The 17,589-nt window shown below is 44.9% G+C and carries 18 protein-coding genes; 13 read left to right on the top strand and 5 right to left on the bottom strand.

Translation table 11 applies throughout. The annotated features are described in order from the left end of the window. Positions 1-27: 27 nt before the first annotated feature. Entirely contained in the window at positions 28-192 is a 165-nt protein-coding gene (locus SHAL_RS23345; RefSeq protein WP_190273612.1) for a hypothetical protein, read from the top strand. A 346-nt stretch (positions 193-538) separates the two neighbouring features. Here the strand turns inward: SHAL_RS23345 and degS are convergent, their stop codons facing one another. The 3 genes from degS to SHAL_RS19060 all read right to left on the bottom strand — a co-directional run bounded on the left by degS (position 539) and on the right by SHAL_RS19060 (position 3,660). Next, complete coding sequence (degS, locus tag SHAL_RS19070; RefSeq protein WP_012278746.1) at positions 539-1,621, bottom strand: outer membrane-stress sensor serine endopeptidase DegS; 1,083 nt, start codon at positions 1,619-1,621, stop codon at positions 539-541. A 157-nt stretch (positions 1,622-1,778) separates the two neighbouring features. Further along, a complete protein-coding gene (gene degQ, locus SHAL_RS19065) occupies positions 1,779-3,134 on the bottom strand; it encodes a Do family serine endopeptidase DegQ (RefSeq protein WP_012278745.1) in 1,356 nt (451 codons plus the stop codon). A 169-nt stretch (positions 3,135-3,303) separates the two neighbouring features. Next, the gene (locus SHAL_RS19060) at positions 3,304-3,660 is read right to left on the bottom strand and encodes a ZapG family protein (protein WP_012278744.1); all 357 of its coding nucleotides are present in this window, start codon (positions 3,658-3,660) and stop codon (positions 3,304-3,306) included. A gap of 308 nt (positions 3,661-3,968) precedes the next feature. On the opposite strand from SHAL_RS19060, the gene zapE reads away from it, so the two are divergent. The 8 genes from zapE to rlmB all read left to right on the top strand — a co-directional run bounded on the left by zapE (position 3,969) and on the right by rlmB (position 12,113). Then, complete coding sequence (gene zapE / locus SHAL_RS19055) at positions 3,969-5,078, top strand: cell division protein ZapE (RefSeq protein ID WP_012278743.1); 1,110 nt, start codon at positions 3,969-3,971, stop codon at positions 5,076-5,078. Between the two features lie 195 nt (positions 5,079-5,273). Further along, entirely contained in the window at positions 5,274-5,705 is a 432-nt protein-coding gene (rplM, locus tag SHAL_RS19050) for a 50S ribosomal protein L13 (protein ID WP_012278742.1), read from the top strand. A gap of 14 nt (positions 5,706-5,719) precedes the next feature. Continuing rightward, complete coding sequence (gene rpsI / locus SHAL_RS19045) at positions 5,720-6,112, top strand: 30S ribosomal protein S9 (protein ID WP_012278741.1); 393 nt, start codon at positions 5,720-5,722, stop codon at positions 6,110-6,112. 385 nt (positions 6,113-6,497) lie between these two features. Then, positions 6,498-6,686: a DUF2065 domain-containing protein gene (locus SHAL_RS19040; protein ID WP_041416121.1), complete on the top strand. Its 189-nt coding sequence runs from the start codon at positions 6,498-6,500 to the stop codon at positions 6,684-6,686. 66 nt (positions 6,687-6,752) lie between these two features. Then, positions 6,753-8,048: an adenylosuccinate synthase gene (locus SHAL_RS19035; RefSeq protein ID WP_012278739.1), complete on the top strand. Its 1,296-nt coding sequence runs from the start codon at positions 6,753-6,755 to the stop codon at positions 8,046-8,048. A gap of 175 nt (positions 8,049-8,223) precedes the next feature. After that, positions 8,224-8,847 (top strand): tetratricopeptide repeat protein, encoded by a 624-nt coding sequence (locus SHAL_RS19030; RefSeq protein ID WP_012278738.1) that lies wholly within the window; start codon positions 8,224-8,226, stop codon positions 8,845-8,847. A gap of 41 nt (positions 8,848-8,888) precedes the next feature. Then, positions 8,889-11,372: a ribonuclease R gene (gene rnr / locus SHAL_RS19025; protein WP_012278737.1), complete on the top strand. Its 2,484-nt coding sequence runs from the start codon at positions 8,889-8,891 to the stop codon at positions 11,370-11,372. Continuing rightward, positions 11,373-12,113 carry a 23S rRNA (guanosine(2251)-2'-O)-methyltransferase RlmB gene (gene rlmB, locus SHAL_RS19020; protein ID WP_012278736.1) on the top strand — a complete coding sequence of 247 codons (741 nt, stop codon included), beginning with the start codon at positions 11,373-11,375 and terminating at the stop codon, positions 12,111-12,113. Between the two features lie 219 nt (positions 12,114-12,332). On the opposite strand, the gene SHAL_RS19015 is transcribed toward rlmB, so the two are convergent. After that, positions 12,333-13,076, bottom strand: coding sequence for a DUF481 domain-containing protein (locus SHAL_RS19015; RefSeq protein ID WP_041416119.1), 744 nt, complete (start codon positions 13,074-13,076; stop codon positions 12,333-12,335). Positions 13,077-13,407: 331 nt separating this feature from the next. On the opposite strand from SHAL_RS19015, the gene rpsF reads away from it, so the two are divergent. Genes rpsF through rplI form a run of 4 tightly spaced genes read left to right on the top strand, consistent with a single transcriptional unit; the run spans position 13,408 to position 14,854 of the window. Then, positions 13,408-13,821 (top strand): 30S ribosomal protein S6, encoded by a 414-nt coding sequence (gene rpsF / locus SHAL_RS19010; RefSeq protein WP_012278734.1) that lies wholly within the window; start codon positions 13,408-13,410, stop codon positions 13,819-13,821. A gap of 8 nt (positions 13,822-13,829) precedes the next feature. After that, positions 13,830-14,135: a primosomal replication protein N gene (gene priB / locus SHAL_RS19005; protein ID WP_012278733.1), complete on the top strand. Its 306-nt coding sequence runs from the start codon at positions 13,830-13,832 to the stop codon at positions 14,133-14,135. Positions 14,136-14,146: 11 nt separating this feature from the next. After that, the gene (gene rpsR / locus SHAL_RS19000; RefSeq protein ID WP_005497284.1) at positions 14,147-14,374 is read left to right on the top strand and encodes a 30S ribosomal protein S18; all 228 of its coding nucleotides are present in this window, start codon (positions 14,147-14,149) and stop codon (positions 14,372-14,374) included. Positions 14,375-14,401: 27 nt separating this feature from the next. Then, positions 14,402-14,854 carry a 50S ribosomal protein L9 gene (gene rplI / locus SHAL_RS18995; RefSeq protein WP_012278732.1) on the top strand — a complete coding sequence of 151 codons (453 nt, stop codon included), beginning with the start codon at positions 14,402-14,404 and terminating at the stop codon, positions 14,852-14,854. 433 nt (positions 14,855-15,287) lie between these two features. Here rplI and SHAL_RS18990 read toward each other — a convergent pair whose 3' ends face one another. After that, positions 15,288-17,513: a S46 family peptidase gene (locus SHAL_RS18990; RefSeq protein WP_012278731.1), complete on the bottom strand. Its 2,226-nt coding sequence runs from the start codon at positions 17,511-17,513 to the stop codon at positions 15,288-15,290. Between the last annotated feature and the right edge of the window lie 76 nt (positions 17,514-17,589).

The raw sequence follows: 17,589 nt of genomic DNA, 5'->3' as shown, positions 1-17,589 counted from the left end.
CAGGCTAAACCAGTAAGGGAGAGTTTTATGACATTATGGATGAGAGTCACTATTTTAGTTGGATTAATCAGCGCGGCGATAGCGTGTTATTTGGCGGGAATGGCAAAAGGAGCTACAGGGCTGCTGGTACTTGGAGTATTACTTGAACTCGCCTTTTGGGTTGGCCTAATCAAGCAAAATAGCAGGTCCTAGGGAAGGTTAAAAAAGGTCCTAGGAGCTAGGGAAAGCAGGAAAAGCTAAGACGGTACAGCTAAGACGGTACAGCAAGGCTGGTGCTAGAAAAGTCGCTCTAGTTGAGAGAACAAGCATTAAATGAAAAGGGCAAAACAGCTGATACTGTTTTGCCTCTTCGCGTTTTATGTTTTGCTAGCGCCAACTAACATTTAGGCCTATAACCGAGAAAGCTTTGAGGCTAGAGCGGACTGCGTCCTGCGATATAATCAAAAGTGGTGCTCAGCTCTTATCTTTCAGCCTTTGCTTTTCCGTCTTTTACCGTCTTAGCTTGTATCGTCTTTTTCGTCTCAGCTTTTCCTAAAACCTAATTATAATGAACCGGCTTCTCGGCAATAACTACAGGCACTTCAAAGGATTTACCATCACGAATAACCGTCATCATTACCTTCTTTCCTGGCGTGGTTTCGGCAATTCGATCCATTAGCATCTCTACACCAGGAATCGATTCCCCTTCATACTTAGTGATCACATCTCGGGGTTGAAGTTTAGCCTGTGCTGCTGGACCATTACGGTCAATACCAGTAATGACTACACCCGTTAGATCCGGTAAGTTTAAGATTTGTGCCATAACAGGGCCTACGGCCTCACCGCCAATACCAAGGGCACCACGAATGACTCGGCCATTCTTTATTAGTTTCCCCATAATGCTATGGGCTAGCTTAATTGGAATAGCAAAGTTAATACCGTGCCCACCACCTTCGCCACCAACTTGAAAGGCTGCGGTATTGATACCAATAAGCTGGCCAGTGGTATCAATCAATGCGCCACCAGAGTTGCCGGCATTAATCGCGGCATCCGTTTGCAAGAAATCTAGATAGCCAGAACTTAAACCGTTACGTCCAGTTGCGCTAATGATCCCCTGAGTAATCGTTTGCCCTAGATTGTATGGATTACCAATTGCCAGAACGACATCACCTACACGTGCAGGTATATCTAAACTGACAGGCACAACAGGAAGATTGTCACCTTCAACTTTGAGTACGGCTAAATCGGTTTCAGGATCGGAACCAACCACTTCAGAGGTGAACTTTCGACCATCTTGCAAAGCAACGACGATTTCATCGGCTTTCTTGATGACGTGGTAGTTGGTGAGTATGTAGCCCTCTGAACTCATTATCACGCCAGAACCAAGGCCTTGAAGAGAGCCGGGATTTAAGGGTTTAGATTGGTCTATGCTCAGGCTATAAATATTGACGACAGCAGGTGCTGCTCTGCGTACTGCTTTCGAGAAAGAGAGCTCGTTGCTGCTTGTCGAAACACTGCTGGTGATGCCATTGGTTAAGCTCTGGCCTGTAATGAGTGGCAAAACCAAAATAATAACTGCAGCCATGATAAGGCCAAAAAAAATGGCTTTACCGACATATATAAGAGTGTCTTTAATGATCATGTCTGAGAATAAATGCTGAAAAGATGAATTATATTAGCATGATTGTACTGGCTTGTACTTAATCATGGTAATGCGTTTTAAATTCCAAAAAGATAGCCAAGCACTATATGACTCGGCTACCAACTTAGTATTTGGTTATCGTTATCTCAAGGTACTGTTATCTCAGAATTAAATAAAGACTTGTGTTATCACGCTTAATCTTGAGCGCTACCGAACCTTTTTGATCTTCGAGTGCGGACTTGAGTGCTTTTAGGTTGTTAACCTTAGTCCGGTTGACGCCAACAATCACATCACCCTTGATTAAACCACTTGCCGCCGCGGGTGAGCCTTGAGCGACATCGGTAATTTCAACACCGGAAGAGTCGCTTGTCTCAAGTTTCGCTCCTTGCAGCATTGGATGCACGGCTCCAGCTGCAGCCTCGGCAGATTGAGTGGATTCACCAAGAGTCGCGGTTACAGTTTCTTCGTCTCCATCACGAATAAGGCCAAACTCAACTTTAGAGCCTGCGCCCATTGTTGCGACTTTTGCACGTAATTCTTGGAAGCTTTTAATGCTACGGCCATTAACACTAACGATAATATCACCGACCTTTATCCCCGCTTTATCTGCTGCGCTGTCAGGCATGACTTCATTAATAAAACCACCATGCTGAGTTTCGATGCCGAAGCCTTTAGCTAGTTCGTTAGTGAGATCTTGCCCCATGACACCGAGTACTCCGCGGCGCACTTCACCATGCTCGACAATCTGCTGAACTAAGTTATTCACCATATTGGCTGGAATAGCAAAGCCGATCCCGACGTTGCCGCCACCTGGTGCAACAATCGCGGTATTAATGCCGATAAGCTCGCCGTTGAGGTTGACTAGTGCGCCACCTGAGTTACCGCTGTTAATCGCAGCATCGGTTTGAATAAAGTTTTCTAACATCTCGATGCCAAGACCGCTGCGTCCCATGGCACTGACTATACCTGAGGTGACGGTTTGACCTAGACCAAATGGATTACCAATGGCGACGGCAAAATCACCGACTTGTAGCTCGTCGGAATCGGCGCGCTTAAGTGCCGTTAGGTTTTTGGCTTTTATCTGCAATAAAGCAATATCTGATTCGGCATCGGTACCAATCAGTTTCGCTTCGACCTCTCGGCCATCGTGTAAGCCAATAAGAATTTCATCTGCGCCTTCAATCACGTGATTGTTAGTGACAATATAACCTTCTTTGGCGTCGATGATGACTCCTGAACCTAGCCCTTTAAATGGACGTTCTTGAACTTGTTCGCGCGGAGCATTAGGTCCAAAGAAATAGCGGAAAGCATCAGGTACCTTCTGTTTAGAAACATGGGTACCAGAAACTGCTACGGCAACAACTGCAGGAGTCGTCTTTTGTAGCATAGGAGCTAAGCTGGGCAGCTCTTGTCCGCCTACGGCCAAAGGAATCGCAGCTTGTGATACTGCAGGGGCTAAAGTTAGCGTTGCGCCTAGTATGGCTGCTGAAAGTATGGATAATTTTGTCTTCATTTATATAATGCTCCAATTCTTCAAAACTAATTTGAATGTCTTCTTATATCGGGGCTGCTGCGCTAGGCATCCATCATAAGTAAGCGATTTCATTCATTATTGATTCGGACTCAAGTGAGTATCAAAAAGTTCATCAATTATTAATAAAGGTTAATTTATCCTCTTTTCATTAAGTGGGGATCGGCTGTTGCTCCTTGAGCTCTTCAGCTATTTCATCTGGCTTTTCTGAGGCCTGGACCTTCAATTCTGGTAGCTGTTTTTCTGTTACCGGATAAGTAAATGAATTTGCTGATGCGTTCCACTGCTGATTGACCCTGTTTAACTGCGCTGTTAGCTCTGCTAGTTGCTTATAATGGTCGTCGAAGTGATCTGACACCTCTTGCTTATACTGGCTGAGCTCAAGTTGAGTTTGCTCTAGCTGCTCATTATTGTTTTTATGCCGATTGTTTTTGGCTAATAAAGTATGGCCCACGTAGCCAAATACGCCACCAATCACAAATGCGGCAAGGGTTAATGCCCACTCCATATAGACTCCTAAATATACTTATATGTTGCTGATAGCGCCAAATATACATTGCGCCTTTGTAGCGTGGTACTATTTACTTAAAAATTCACTAAAAATAAATCGTTTAACGGCTCAATATTTAGCTGAGTTAAGCAGGTTTGTGTATCTGCTACAAATATTGAATAATTTATGAGGCTGAGCCAAAGATACATCGGGGCTTGGTAGCGTGGTAGTATTTACTAAATAAAGCATTAACTAAAAAATAATTCGTCAAACGGCTCATATTGAGCTGATTTGTGTGTATACCCTACAAGTAGAGAGTGATTTACGTGTCGCAATTAACTCCCTGGCAGCATTATCAGCAAGATTTAACTCGAGATGATTTTTCACCTGACGCAGCGCAAGAGCAAGCTGTAAAACAGTTACAGCGTGTTTATGATGAGCTAATTGCTTTAAATGATAATCAAGGCAAGAGCAGCAAACTGTTTTCTATATTTAGTAAGAAGCCTAAGCAATCAGTGCAAGGTCTCTATCTTTGGGGAGGCGTTGGTCGTGGAAAAACTTATCTAATGGACACGTTTTTTGATGCGCTGCCGAGTAAGAGAAAGCTGCGGGCGCATTTTCACCGCTTTATGCATCAGCTGCATATCGACTTAGCGGAGCTTCAGGGGCAGCGAGATCCACTGGTCATCATTGCCAAGAAAATGGCAGCGCAATATCAAGTTATCTGCTTTGACGAGTTTTTTGTTTCCGATATCACCGATGCTATGCTGCTGGGCACCCTGTTCGAGTCACTTTTTGCCGAAGGCGTTGCACTCGTTGCAACCTCAAATATTATTCCTGATGAGCTTTATCGTAATGGTTTGCAGCGTGCGCGATTCCTGCCTGCGATAGCGGCAATCAATAAACACTGTGATGTCTTAAATGTTGATTCAGGTGTCGATTACCGCTTAAGAACCTTAGAACAAGCTGAAATTTTCCATTCGCCACTCGATGTGAAAGCAGAGCAAAATCTAAAAGAATACTTTGATAAGTTAGCACCAGAATCAGAAGTGTCGACTCAAGGCCTAGCAATAGATGGTCGTGTTATTGAGATCCGTCAACAGGCTCAAGGCGTTTTGCTCATCGACTTTAGAGCCTTGTGCGATGGCCCAAGAAGTCAACGTGATTACATGGAAGTTGCTAGACTTTACCATACAGTACTACTCAGCAATGTTGAGCAGATGGGCGAGCACTTAACGGGTGATGATATTGCGCGTCGCTTCTTAGCTATGGTGGATGAGTTTTATGAGCGTAATGTTAAATTGATTATCTCATCGGCGGTAGCACTAGAAGATATTTATACCGAGGGGCTGTTGAGCTTTGAGTTCAAGCGCTGTCGTTCAAGGCTAACGGAGATGCAATCTCATGATTATCTGTCTTTGGAACATATTCCATAGAATTAGACTAAAAAAATAGGTGATTTTTAACTCAGCTTTGTCTATAATCCGCAACCTGCCCTCGTTATCCACCAATTAGGTGGAAGTTGTAAAGCCTAATTCTTTGCTCGAAGGGGCGGGGAATGGCATTTTTTGTGTTTTTGCCAATGATGGCATAAGCATGTGAGACAGAATTTTAACATTGGGTTTTTGTAAATGAAGACTACTTTTACTGCTACACCAGAAACAGTCACTCGTGATTGGTTCGTCGTTGACGCCGAAGGTAAAACTTTGGGTCGTATCTCTACTGAAATCGCTTCACGCCTACGCGGTAAGCACAAGCCAGAGTATACGCCTCATGTAGATACTGGTGACTACATCATCGTTATTAACGCTGATAAAGTTGCTGTGACTGGTAACAAAGCCAAAGGCAAAGTTTACTACTCACATTCAGGTTTCATCGGTGGCATTAAGCAGATCACTTTTGAGAAGCTACAAGCTCATAAGCCTGAAATGATTATCGAAAAGGCTGTTAAGGGTATGCTACCTAAAGGTCCATTGGGCCGTGCCATGTTCCGTAAGCTTAAAGTTTACGCTGGTACAGAGCATAACCACGCTGCACAACAACCTCAAGTTCTTGATATCTAAACGGGATTATAGCAATGGCTGCAACTCAATACTACGGCACTGGCCGTCGCAAAACATCTACTGCTCGCGTATTCGCTAAAGTAGGTACTGGTAACATTATCGTTAACAAGCTACCTCTAGACGAATACTTCGGTCGTGAAACTTCTCGTATGGTTGTTCGTCAGCCTCTAGAGCTAGTTGAAATGACTGACAAGTTAGACATCATGGTAACTGTAAAGGGTGGTGGTAACACTGGCCAAGCAGGTGCAATCCGTCACGGTATTACCCGTGCGTTGATGGAACTTGACGAGTCTCTACGTCCTTCTCTACGTGCTGCTGGTTTCGTTACCCGTGATGCTCGTAAAGTTGAGCGTAAGAAAGTTGGTCTACGTAAAGCACGTCGTAAGCCACAGTTCTCTAAGCGTTAATTTTCGCTTTCAGAATTCAAAAAGCCCAGCTATATGCTGGGCTTTTTATTGCCTGAAATTTATATCAATAGCATTAAGAATCTGTTCATTCACAGATTTGAAGCCCAGCCTCAAGCATTTCACTTCTGCTTTGCATTGACTCAAACGGGAATAACCACTCTGTTGTCCATGCGCCAATTTTGCCTCTTCATTTTTTATAAATTAATATCTAGGTTAAAACACGTTAAGTCATAGCCTTTCTAAGGCACTTTAGAGGTTATACTCATCACATATTTAATGTGATGAGTATTAGTTTGATAGCTTGTCCTCAGAGCGTTTTTGATTAGCTTTAGTGCTTTGTTTAGGTTTTATTCGCTGGATTGTTCACCCTAAGGAACACTTTGTTATGTCTTTTGAGCTAATCATGCTTTCGTTGGGTCTAGTGTTAATTATTGAAGGAATTGGGCCACTTTTGTTTCCAAATCGTTGGCGGGCTTATTTAAAGGAAATTTCCAATCAAAATCAGCAGCTTTTGCAGCGGTTAGGTGGTTCTTTAGTCACAGTTGGTGTGGTGTTGTTGATTATTTTTTCATAAATTACTTGCCTATAGCCCCTATAGATCTGCTAAAATCCCGTTTTAACCACTACCGTGCAGCAAATAATGGGCAAAAACGTTGTAGTTCTCGGCACCCAATGGGGTGACGAAGGAAAGGGTAAGATAGTCGATCTTCTTACCGAACAGGCTAAATATGTCGTTCGTTACCAAGGTGGCCACAATGCGGGTCATACTCTAGTAATCGATGGCGATAAAACCGTTCTTCATCTTATTCCATCAGGGATCTTACGCGATAATGTTAAGTGCATTATTGGTAACGGCGTGGTGCTTGCACCCGACGCTCTGATGACAGAAATTAACATGCTTAAAGAGCGTGGCGTACCTGTAGAGGAACGTTTACTAATTTCTGAAGCATGTCCTCTGATCTTACCATTCCATTGTGCTCTTGATGTGGCTCGCGAAAAAGCGCGTGGCAATAATGCAATTGGCACAACGGGTCGCGGTATTGGTCCAGCATACGAAGATAAAGTGTCTCGTCGTGGTTTACGTGTAGGCGATCTGTTTGATGCAGAATTGTTTGCTACTAAGCTAAAAGAAGTGATGGCTTACCATAACTTCATGCTGACAGAATACTACAAGTGCGAAGCTGTTGATTACGAAGAGACATTGAAAGATGCTCTAGCAATTGCTGATTACTTGAAGAGCATGTGCACAGACGTGTCAGAGTTACTTGATCAGGCACGTAAAGCTGGCGAACCAATTCTATTTGAAGGTGCTCAAGGCACGTTACTAGATATTGACCACGGTACTTATCCGTTCGTAACCTCTTCTAATACTACTGCCGGTGGTGTTGCAACAGGTTCAGGATTTGGTCCACGTCATCTAGATTACGTTCTGGGTATCATGAAGGCATACACCACTCGTGTTGGTGCAGGTCCTTTCCCAACTGAATTGAAAAATGAAATCGGCGACTACTTAGGTACTAAGGGTCACGAATTCGGTGCGACTACTGGTCGTAAACGTCGTCCAGGTTGGTTAGACGTTGTCGCAATGAAGCGCGCAGTTCAAATCAACAGTGTTAGCGGTTTCTGCTTAACTAAACTAGACGTTCTAGACGGCCTAGAAGAAGTTAAGATCTGTGTTGGCTACCAGTATCCAGATGGCACTGTAGCAACAACGACTCCTCTAGCGGCTGAAGGTTATGAGAAGGTAACACCTGTTCTTGAAACTATGCCTGGTTGGAGCGAGACAACTTTCGGTGCGACTTCTGTAGAGCAATTGCCACAAGCGGCATTGAATTACATTAAGCGTCTTGAAGAGTTGTTAGAAACGCCAATCGATATTATCTCAACGGGTCCGGATAGAAACGAGACCATGATTCTAGTGAATCCGTTTAGTTAATAATAAGAGGCCGCAATTAGCGGCCTTTTTATTGCCTTGTCTATAAATGAGAGGCTAGCTCAAGAAATACGTTATACTGCCGATGACATAAAATAGAGTATATTCAAGTTAGCCTATACTGTCGGTTACTTGATAAAGCGATATTAGACTAACCCTATTGTCATTGAGAATCCTTATGCTGCGTTATGTATTGATTGTAATTTTGTCGATATTATCTCTACCAAGTTTTGCGACTCCTAAGGCTGTTGATATTTATACTCAGGAGCAACTGGTAGATCTGATTCGAACTAAACGCTATTTAACCCAAGTTAAGGGCGATGATTGTCAGATAGTGCAGGATATTGAAGCAAGGGCTGAGGTACTAAACCAGCCTTTGTATCAGTATCTTTGGGCGGAAATGCTCAACTATGGGATCTGCGTAAAGGCCAATCCGCCGCGTGGGATCTCTATGTTAAAAACCTCTGCCGAGCAGGGGAGTGCTGAAGCCATGGTTAGAATGGCTGAGTATTATCACGATGGTAAGTTTGTCATCGAAGATAAACAACGCGCTGTGCAATATACATTGCCAGCTGCCGCGACGGGCGATTTGCCTGCGCGGATGATGTTGGTTCGGTTATTTGGTGAGGGCTATGGTAGTCCTCGTGATTACGAAGTGGGCTTTCATTGGTTATACAATGAAGTGTTTAGCGATGAAGCCACACAAGCCGAAGCAATTAATTTGTTAAAGGTGTTAGAGGCAAAGATGCCGCCCAGCGCAGTCGCTAGGGCAAAGAAAGAGCACCTTAGAACGCAACAATAAGCATGGTCTAGAGATGGCCATGTCACTAATTTGGAAAGTGAATGATACAAGATCCGCATATTAAGCGTGAGCAAGAAAAATACGAAAACCCTATTCCAAGTCGCGAGTATATTTTAGATTACTTGCGCTCACAAAAGTCCCCGTTAACCCGAGAGCATATTGCTACTGCTTTAAAAATTGAAGGTGAAGAGCAACTAGAAGCTATTCGTCGTCGCCTGCGTGCGATGGAGCGTGATGGTGAGTTAGTCTTTACCCGTGGCCAGTCATATGGCTTGCCAGAGAGAATGGACCTGTTAACTGGTACTGTGATTGGTCACCGAGATGGCTTTGGATTTCTAAAGCTAGAAGAGGGAGGGGACGACCTTTATATCAACAACCGTGACATGCTGATGTATTTCCACGGTGACAGGGTCCTTGCACAAAAAGCGGGCGTCGATCGTAAGGGTCGCCGTGAAGCGCGTATTGTACGTTTGGTAGAAGAGCGTAACGCCGCATTAGTTGGTCGCTTTCATCTAGATGCTGGCATGGGCTTTGTGATTGCCGATGACCGCCGCATCACGCAAGAGATTTTAGTTCCGGAAGAAGATCGCAAGGGCGCGCGCCAAGGCGATATCGTGGTGCTTGAGCTGACTCGTCGACCGGGCCGTTATGTTAAAGCGGCTGGTAAAGTGACGGAGGTGCTCGGTAAAGAGATGGCTCCGGGTATGGAGATTGAGATTGCACTGCGCAATTACGATCTGCCGCACACTTGGTCAGGCTTGATAGAGAAGAAGCTGCGTAAAATTCCTGATGAAGTGACCGAGGCCGATAAAGAGGGCCGCGTCGATCTACGTCAGTTGCCGCTGGTCACTATCGATGGTGAAGATGCGCGTGACTTTGACGATGCCGTTTACGCTGAGAAGAAAAAGTCTGGCGGCTGGCGCCTGTGGGTGGCGATTGCAGACGTAAGTCATTACGTTCGTACAGAGTCGGCACTGGATAAAGAAGCGCGCGCACGTGGTAACTCGGTGTATTTCCCATCGCAAGTTATCCCTATGCTGCCTGAGAAGATCTCTAATGGTCTGTGCTCATTGATGCCAAAAGTCGATCGTTTGTGCATGGTAGCTGAGATGACTATCTCGGCAGCAGGTAAGCTATCGGGCTATAAGTTTTATCCGGCAGTGATGCATTCTCATGCGCGTTTAACCTATACCCAGGTTGCCGATATGCTTGAGGGCGGTGAGGTAAGCGATGAGCTTAAGCCAATATTTCCGCACCTGCAGACATTACAATCACTGTACCTGACATTAGATGAAACTCGCGCCGAACGTGGTGCAATTGCTTTTGAAACCACTGAAACCCAGTTTATCTTCAATGAGCAACGTAAGATCGACAAGATTGTGCCGCGCAGCCGTAATCAAGCGCATAAAATTATCGAAGAATGCATGATCTTAGCTAACGTTGCGTCAGCTAAATTTGTTAAAAAGCACAAAGGTGAAGTGTTATACCGTGTGCATGAGTCACCGTCAGAGCAGAAGCTAACCAACTTTAAAGATTTCCTTAAAGAACGTGGCTTGACGATGGAAGGTGGTTTAGAGCCTGAGCCTAAAGATTACCAAGCGGTAATGGAGCAGGTTGCTGATAGACCCGATGCTGAGCTGATTCAGGTGATGTTGCTGCGCTCAATGCGCCAAGCGACTTATACACCAGATAATGAAGGTCACTTTGGTTTGGCGCTTGAGGAGTATTCGCACTTCACGTCGCCAATCCGTCGTTACCCAGATTTGATCTTGCACCGAGTGATCCGTTACCTACTTGCTAAGCAAGAAAATACAGCATTAACCGACCAGTGGACTGCCGATGGTGGTTACCACTACAAGATTGAAGAGCTAGATCAGCTTGGTGAAGAGTGTTCGACTACTGAGCGCCGAGCTGATGAAGCGACCCGTGATGTGAATGACTGGCTTAAATGCGAGTTTATGCAAGATCACGTTGGTGATACTTTTGAGGCGGTTATTGCCTCTGTGACACATTTTGGCATGTTCGTGCGCTTAAATGACCTGTTTATCGATGGTCTAGTGCATATCTCAAGCCTAGGCAGTGATTATTACCAATATGATAATATGCGCCAGCGTTTAGTGGGCGAGGCCTCGGGTCAGGTTTATCAGATTGGTGATACGGTAACGGTTAAAGTTGCTGGCGTGAACCTCGATGACCGTCAAATTGACTTGATGATGGAAGGCGACTCTGCAGGTGGTAAACGTCGTAGACCAACTAAGCCGTTAACCGCGCGTGAGCGAGTGAATCGCGAAGGTGCAAAGCTTGGGGCTAAGCGTGAGTCTTCTAGAGGTAAAGGCGCAGAGGGTGACTCTGAGTCTAAGTCTGAGACAAAACGTAAGCCGAGTCGTTCAGGTGCTAAGTCGAGCGGCGGTAAATATAAGAGCGGCAGCAGCGCTGCAGCTAAAAAGACTAAGACAAAAGCTTCGGCAAAAAAATCTTCAGCAAGTAAAGCTAAGTCAGCCAAGCGTAAAGCGAGTAAGAAATAGATGAAAAAGCAAGATATGACCTTTGGGTTACACGCGGTTGAAGCCGTACTTAAAAACAGTCCTGAGCGTGTCATTGAGATGTGGGTGCTTCAAGGTCGTGATGACGCGAGGCTCACTCCAATTCTTGCAATGGCAGCTGAGTGGGGCGTGTCAGTGCAGTATGCTTCTCGCAAGGCGTTAGACGAAAAGTCTGACGGCGGTCAACACCAAGGTGTCGTTGCCAAGGTTAAGCCTGCGAAAATTCTTAGTGATAATGAATTGTCTGCAATGCTAGAAAAGACTGAAGTGCCTTTCTTGCTAATCTTAGATGGTGTTACCGACCCGCATAACCTAGGGGCATGTTTACGTAATGCCGATGCAGCTGGCGTACATGGTGTGATTGTTCCTAAAGATAACTCTGTTGGCTTAACACCAGTCGTGAGCAAAGTGGCTTGCGGCGCAGCAGAAGTGGTACCGCTTTATCAAGTGACTAACCTTGCACGTACTATGCGTAGCCTGCAAGAGAAGGGCATTTGGATTATTGGCGCAGCCGGTGAAGCAGATTGTGAGCTTTATCAAGCGAGTCTAACGGGTCCTCTTGCTATCGCAATGGGCGCAGAAGGCAAAGGTCTTCGCCGCTTATCGCGTGAAAGCTGTGATACTTTGGTATCGATTCCTATGGCGGGTAGCGTGTCGAGCTTAAACGTTTCAGTTGCGACTGGCGTTTGCTTGTTTGAAGCGGTGCGCCAGCGCCTAGCGTAATGAATGAGAGGGATGCGCTTCGGACTTGAGTTTTGCACTTGATTTCGGAGTTGGCATTAACTTTAAAATGCCGATAGGGTTTAACCTTATCGGCATTTTTGTAGCTATAGTTTAATAGTTGCTATAGTTTAATATTAGTTACTTTCTATAGAATCTAGCGCTAGCTTGCAGCGCACTATTCATGAGCTTGTGAGCCTCTAAGTTCTAACCTTTTACACTCTACTGGAAGGTATAGAGTAGATTAAAGGTGGTGATAGTGTCCGTCTGTTTTGAACCTTCTGGTACCACTTGAGTGTATTTTACGTTCATTCCAATCTTAAATGCCCAATCTTGAAATAGGGTGTTCTTGTAACTCATATCCAAGGTCAGTGTATTATTGTCCTCACCAGTTTCGGCGGTAAGGTCGGCATTGAGGCTAGTATATTCTTGTAGCTTCATCTCAAACTTTGCAGCTGTACGTAAGATGACATCTTTACTGGATTTTGGAATTGGTGCATCGTCTGTGGCAATAGGTAGATTATAACGATAACCGGGACCGACTTCTAAGCTCAGTTTGGTTTTCGAGGTGCTAACCGCATCGAAACCATAACCGCCAGAAATGGTTGCTATGCGGGTGTAACTACCAAATTGATCCCAGGTAAAATCGCCACGCCCAAAAAAATAACCGCCATTAACTTTATAGTTTGACTGCACTTGAAGGTCATATTTTTCTGCAGTTGTTTTTTCGTTGTCTGCAGCAAAGTACGCTTTAACCGTTCCCTCTTGCCGCGTCTGGTTAGTATCGTAAACCAATTTGGTTCTGCCGTTAAAGCTACTGGATTCGGTATTACCAGTATTGAGCTGGAAACCCGCTTCAATTTCCGCAGTCAGATCGCTAGGAGGCTCTTGGTAGTCCGGTGGCACTAAGGCGAAGGCCGCTTGTGAGAACATTAGAGCGATTACAACAAAGAGAGTTTTTAGCATTATTCTTATTCTTGGTGTTGTCTTTAGAGGGTTATTTTGTCGTAGCGACATAATACCTAGAATCAGTCTTCACGCAAACTAGATTACTTTAGCTTTTCAGCTTATATAGAGCTTATTGGGATCCACGCCCACATGTGAGGCTGGCGTGTTGTTCCACGCGAATTTTTTGCATCATGGAGCGCCATTACTAGGCTGATTAATAATTGCTTGAATTATTGCTTGAGTTTATGTACTATTCCGCGGCTTAATTCAGTCACTTTAATTAGTTCCTTGCCTCTATTAGGTCTGACTGAGCCAACAACGAGGCTAGATAACCGTAAGGAGCAAAAAAATGCGTCATTATGAAATCGTATTTTTAGTTCACCCTGATCAGAGTGAGCAAGTGCCAGGTATGATCGAACGTTACACGGGTATTCTTACCCAAGCTGGCGGTCAAATTCACCGTTTAGAAGACTGGGGCCGTCGTCAATTGGCTTACCCAATCATCGAGTTGCATAAAGCTCACTATGTTCTTTTGAACGTAGAGACTACTGCTGAAGCGGTTGAAGAACTTGAAACAGCTTTCCGTTTCAACGACGCTGTTTTGCGTAGCATGGTTATGCGTACTAAAGCTGCCATCACTGAAGCATCTCCAATGGCTAAAGCTAAAGACGAGCGCGATACACGTCGTTCATCTGAAGAGCGTGCACCTCGTGCAGAAGCTGCTGAAGAAGTTGAAGAAAGCGCTGAAAACACTGCTGAGTAAGTTTTTTTGTGACCACAAACAATTTGGTATTAGCAGGAACCATTACGCGTTCTAGGCAATTTGATAGTCCAGCAGGCATTGCCCATACGGTAGTGATGTTAGAACACAAATCGCAGCGTTACGAAGCAGGAATGTTACGCAACGTTTATTGCCAAATCCAAGTTGTGTTAAGTGGTGAACACTTTAATAGTGTTTCAAAAAATCTGAAAGCCGGCGTTGAAATACAAGTCGAAGGCTTCATTAATCTGCAACAGAGCAGAAATGGTCAAAATCGCTTGGTTTTACACGCTGAAAATGTCGAATTGAAAACTTAGGAGACTGTCACATGGCACGTTATTTCCGTCGTCGCAAGTTCTGCCGTTTCACTGCAGAAGGCGTTACCGAGATCGATTACAAAGATATCGTAACTTTGAAGAACTACATCACTGAAAGTGGTAAAATTGTTCCTAGTCGTATCACTGGTACAAACGCTAAATATCAACGTCAACTAGCTCGCGCTATCAAGCGTGCTCGTTATCTTTCTCTACTGCCGTACACTGATTTACATCAGTAATACTGCATTAATTTAGAGGAATATAAAATGAACGTTATTTTACTTGATAAAATCGCTAACCTAGGCAACTTGGGTGACCAAGTTTCTGTAAAAGCGGGTTACGCACGTAACTTCCTTTTACCACAAGGTAAAGCTGTTGTTGCTAACGCTGCTAACACTGAAGTTTTTGAAGCACGTCGTGCTGATCTAGAAGCTAAGTTAGCTGCTGACCTAGCTGCTGCTACTCAACGCGCTGAGAAAATCTCTGCACTTGAGTCTGTTGTTATCGCTTCTAAAGCTGGTGACGAAGGCAAGCTATTCGGTTCAATTGGCAACCGTGATATCGCTGATGCAGTTACAGCTGCTGGTGTTGAACTAGCTAAGAGCGAAGTTCGTCTTCCACTAGGTGCTATCCGCACTACTGGTGAATTCGAAGTTGAAGTTCAAGTTCACACTGAAGTTAAAGCAATCGTTAAACTTTCTGTTGTTGCAGAAGCTTAATAATTTGCTCTAAGCAAATGCTTTAATAAAAACACCGCCCTAATTTATTAGCGCGGTGTTTTTTTATGCCTGAAAAATAGCATTGCAGGAAAAGCAGGAAAAGCAGGAAAAGCAGGAAAAGCAGGAAAAGCAGGAAAAGCAGGAAAAGTAGGAAAAGTAGGAAAAGTAGGAATAGTTGAAACTGAAAGACGGTTTGCTGTAGGTCAGGCTTTATCCCGTGAATATCGGTCGCATTTTGTGTTGAGCTCAAGCAACAATATACAAAGCCAATACAAAAAGCTTGTTGGCATAAAAACCTATCTAGATATTGAGATGGGTTTATAAAGATGGTTCGAAGAAAAGTAGGGAGGTAGGGCATGAATAGCCGTGCAAATAAAAAAGGCATATGAGCGCTGCTCAGATGCCTTTTTGCTTTATCTATAATCGGACCGAATTAGTTGTTCACTAAGTCTAACTCTTGAATCAGATTTTGAGCGTTATCGACTTCATCCATCATCCATAGAATGTAGCGAATATCCACATGCACGGCACGGGTGATGGTTGGGTTAAAGAACCAATCTTTGGTAATCGCTTCGTAAGTTGAGTCAAAATTTAGACCGACGAGCTCACCTTTACCATTAAATACTGGTGAACCTGAGTTCCCCCCCGTGGTATCGACGCTTGATAGGAAGTTTACTGGCACGGAACCAAAGCTCTCAGGCTTATCTAAGCAGGAGAACAGACGACAAATCCACGAGGCAGGATCTTGATAAACGGTTTCAACAGCATGGCTGCCGTATCGTTTAGCTTCAATGGCCTCTAACAACTTAGCTGGCGCGTTAAACGGCTCTTCGCCTGTATGCTTAGCTGTAATGCCTTCTAAGCGGGTAAATGGCTGCTTATAAAGCGCATCGGTTGACTGGTAACCATCGACCATACCGTAAGTGATCCGCAGTGTACCGTTGGCATCTGGGTATACAGGCCAGCCATTGGCTTTGTTGTAAGCAATAACGGCTTTCATGTAGTCTGGACGTGATTTCGAGAGCTTACCCGCGAGTGTCTTAGCATCCACCTCTGCCTGCATGTTTTGCGGGTACAGGGCAACAGCTAAGCGGATAAATGGGTCGGCACTGGTTTCAAAATCTGCCGCGTCGGCGTCCATCCACGCTAGGCGCTTGTCTTTGTCGGTTAGCGAGCTAAGCGCATAGAGTGCATCAAGCTTTTCGCTTAGGCCGATCTCGCTATCACTATCACCTTCATTCAACATGGCGTCTAACTGAGCTACGCGATTATCTTGGGCAAGATAGGCCTCCAAGTCTTGCATCCACAGTGTCTTGTCGACGCTAATGGCAAAGCTTGAGTCTAGACGCTTAAGGCGCGCTTTAAACATCTTCATATCGCGCTCTTGGTAGCCCTCTTCACGCTCGGCATCGCTCTTCTGTTTCTCTTTGGCTAGACGGTAGAGCTTATTCGCCGTCGATAGCAGGGTACTGCTCTGGGCATTCTCAAAGTAGTAGCGACCTTGACGTTGCAGACGCTGCTCAACCAGTAAGGTTTCAAGCTCATCAAACTGAGTTTGGAATGATTGATACTCAGCATCTTTTGCCAGCCATGCGCTAAAATCATCTTCACGGCTTTGCTTGATACCTGTGATATCGGTGGCCTTAAAACCATCTAACAAACCGTTGTACTTCTTCATACGGTTTGCCATGCCAGCTAATGTGCCTGCATACTTGATTTTAACGTCTTTATCGTTAGCGCTCATGGTTTCGATAGTATCGATACGCAGCTGATAGCGTGTCGCTAGCGTTGGATATAACCAATCGCTAGCAAACTTAAGTTCGCTGGTTAAACGGTAGCGACTAGTAGAGCCTGGGTAACCCGCGACAAATACACCGTCGCCAGCTTTTACGCCGTCTGCATTGATCTTTAAGTAGCTCTTCGGTACATAAGGCACGTTGTCTTCGGCAAATGCTGCTGGTTTGCCATCTTTACCAACGTAGGCGCGCAGGAAGGTAAAGTCGGCTGAGTGGCGAGGATATTCGTAGTTGTCGATATCACCGCCAAAGGCACCGGCGCTTTCAGGAGGCGCGTACACTAGGCGTACATCACGAATAATCAGCTGCTTAATCAGATAATATTCTAGGCCGTTGTGGAAGCTTCGCACTGAGCAGCGATAGTTATCATCGCTTTCACACTCTTTGATGAGCGCCTTGCGGTTAGCTTGGATATTTTCGTAGCGCTTGAGTGGCTCTTCGCCGATATCTTTCTTAACCTGCTCAGAGACATCGGTAACCGCTTCGGTTATATAGAGGCGCTCGTTCGGACCCGCTGTTGGCTCTTTGTCTTTACTGGTTGCTAAAAAGCCATCGGCGAGATAATTGTGCTCTTTTTTGCTGTTATATTGAATCGCTCGATAGGCGCAATGATGGTTTGTCACAACTAAGCCTTGGGGCGAAACAAAACTGGCGGTACAATAGCCGAGGCCAACTACTGCATTCATTGGGTAGCTGGTTAAGTCCGCTAACTGTTTAGCCGGAATGTCGATGCCACGTTCGCTAAGCTTATCGGCGATAGAGGGCATTTGATAGGGTTGCCATTGTCCTTCATCGGCCAATGCTACGGCTGATGGCAGCATCCCCGTCGATAGAGCGATGGCGGCAATCAATGCATTGCGCATGTTCTTTCCTTAATATTGTTATAGTGTTTTTTTAGTTGCAGGTCGTATGATGTTAAATGCCTGCTTTGTTTTACCC

Origin of the sequence: Shewanella halifaxensis HAW-EB4 (assembly GCF_000019185.1) — a bacterium.
GTDB lineage: Bacteria > Pseudomonadota > Gammaproteobacteria > Enterobacterales > Shewanellaceae > Shewanella > Shewanella halifaxensis.
This window is presented reverse-complemented; position numbering and strand designations above follow the sequence as displayed.

Excerpts from the sequence above, each read along its gene's own strand:
- SHAL_RS23345 (WP_190273612.1), top strand. The coding sequence starts at position 28 with ATGACATTATGGATGAGAGTCACTATTTTAGTTGGATTAATCAGCGCG.
- degS (WP_012278746.1), bottom strand. The coding sequence starts at position 1,621 with ATGATCATTAAAGACACTCTTATATATGTCGGTAAAGCCATTTTTTTT.
- degQ (WP_012278745.1), bottom strand. The coding sequence starts at position 3,134 with ATGAAGACAAAATTATCCATACTTTCAGCAGCCATACTAGGCGCAACG.
- SHAL_RS19060 (WP_012278744.1), bottom strand. The coding sequence starts at position 3,660 with ATGGAGTGGGCATTAACCCTTGCCGCATTTGTGATTGGTGGCGTATTT.
- rplM (WP_012278742.1), top strand. The coding sequence starts at position 5,274 with ATGAAGACTACTTTTACTGCTACACCAGAAACAGTCACTCGTGATTGG.
- rpsI (WP_012278741.1), top strand. The coding sequence starts at position 5,720 with ATGGCTGCAACTCAATACTACGGCACTGGCCGTCGCAAAACATCTACT.
- SHAL_RS19040 (WP_041416121.1), top strand. The coding sequence starts at position 6,498 with ATGTCTTTTGAGCTAATCATGCTTTCGTTGGGTCTAGTGTTAATTATT.
- SHAL_RS19035 (WP_012278739.1), top strand. The coding sequence starts at position 6,753 with ATGGGCAAAAACGTTGTAGTTCTCGGCACCCAATGGGGTGACGAAGGA.
- SHAL_RS19030 (WP_012278738.1), top strand. The coding sequence starts at position 8,224 with ATGCTGCGTTATGTATTGATTGTAATTTTGTCGATATTATCTCTACCA.
- rnr (WP_012278737.1), top strand. The coding sequence starts at position 8,889 with ATGATACAAGATCCGCATATTAAGCGTGAGCAAGAAAAATACGAAAAC.
- rlmB (WP_012278736.1), top strand. The coding sequence starts at position 11,373 with ATGAAAAAGCAAGATATGACCTTTGGGTTACACGCGGTTGAAGCCGTA.
- SHAL_RS19015 (WP_041416119.1), bottom strand. The coding sequence starts at position 13,076 with ATGCTAAAAACTCTCTTTGTTGTAATCGCTCTAATGTTCTCACAAGCG.
- rpsF (WP_012278734.1), top strand. The coding sequence starts at position 13,408 with ATGCGTCATTATGAAATCGTATTTTTAGTTCACCCTGATCAGAGTGAG.
- rpsR (WP_005497284.1), top strand. The coding sequence starts at position 14,147 with ATGGCACGTTATTTCCGTCGTCGCAAGTTCTGCCGTTTCACTGCAGAA.
- rplI (WP_012278732.1), top strand. The coding sequence starts at position 14,402 with ATGAACGTTATTTTACTTGATAAAATCGCTAACCTAGGCAACTTGGGT.
- SHAL_RS18990 (WP_012278731.1), bottom strand. The coding sequence starts at position 17,513 with ATGCGCAATGCATTGATTGCCGCCATCGCTCTATCGACGGGGATGCTG.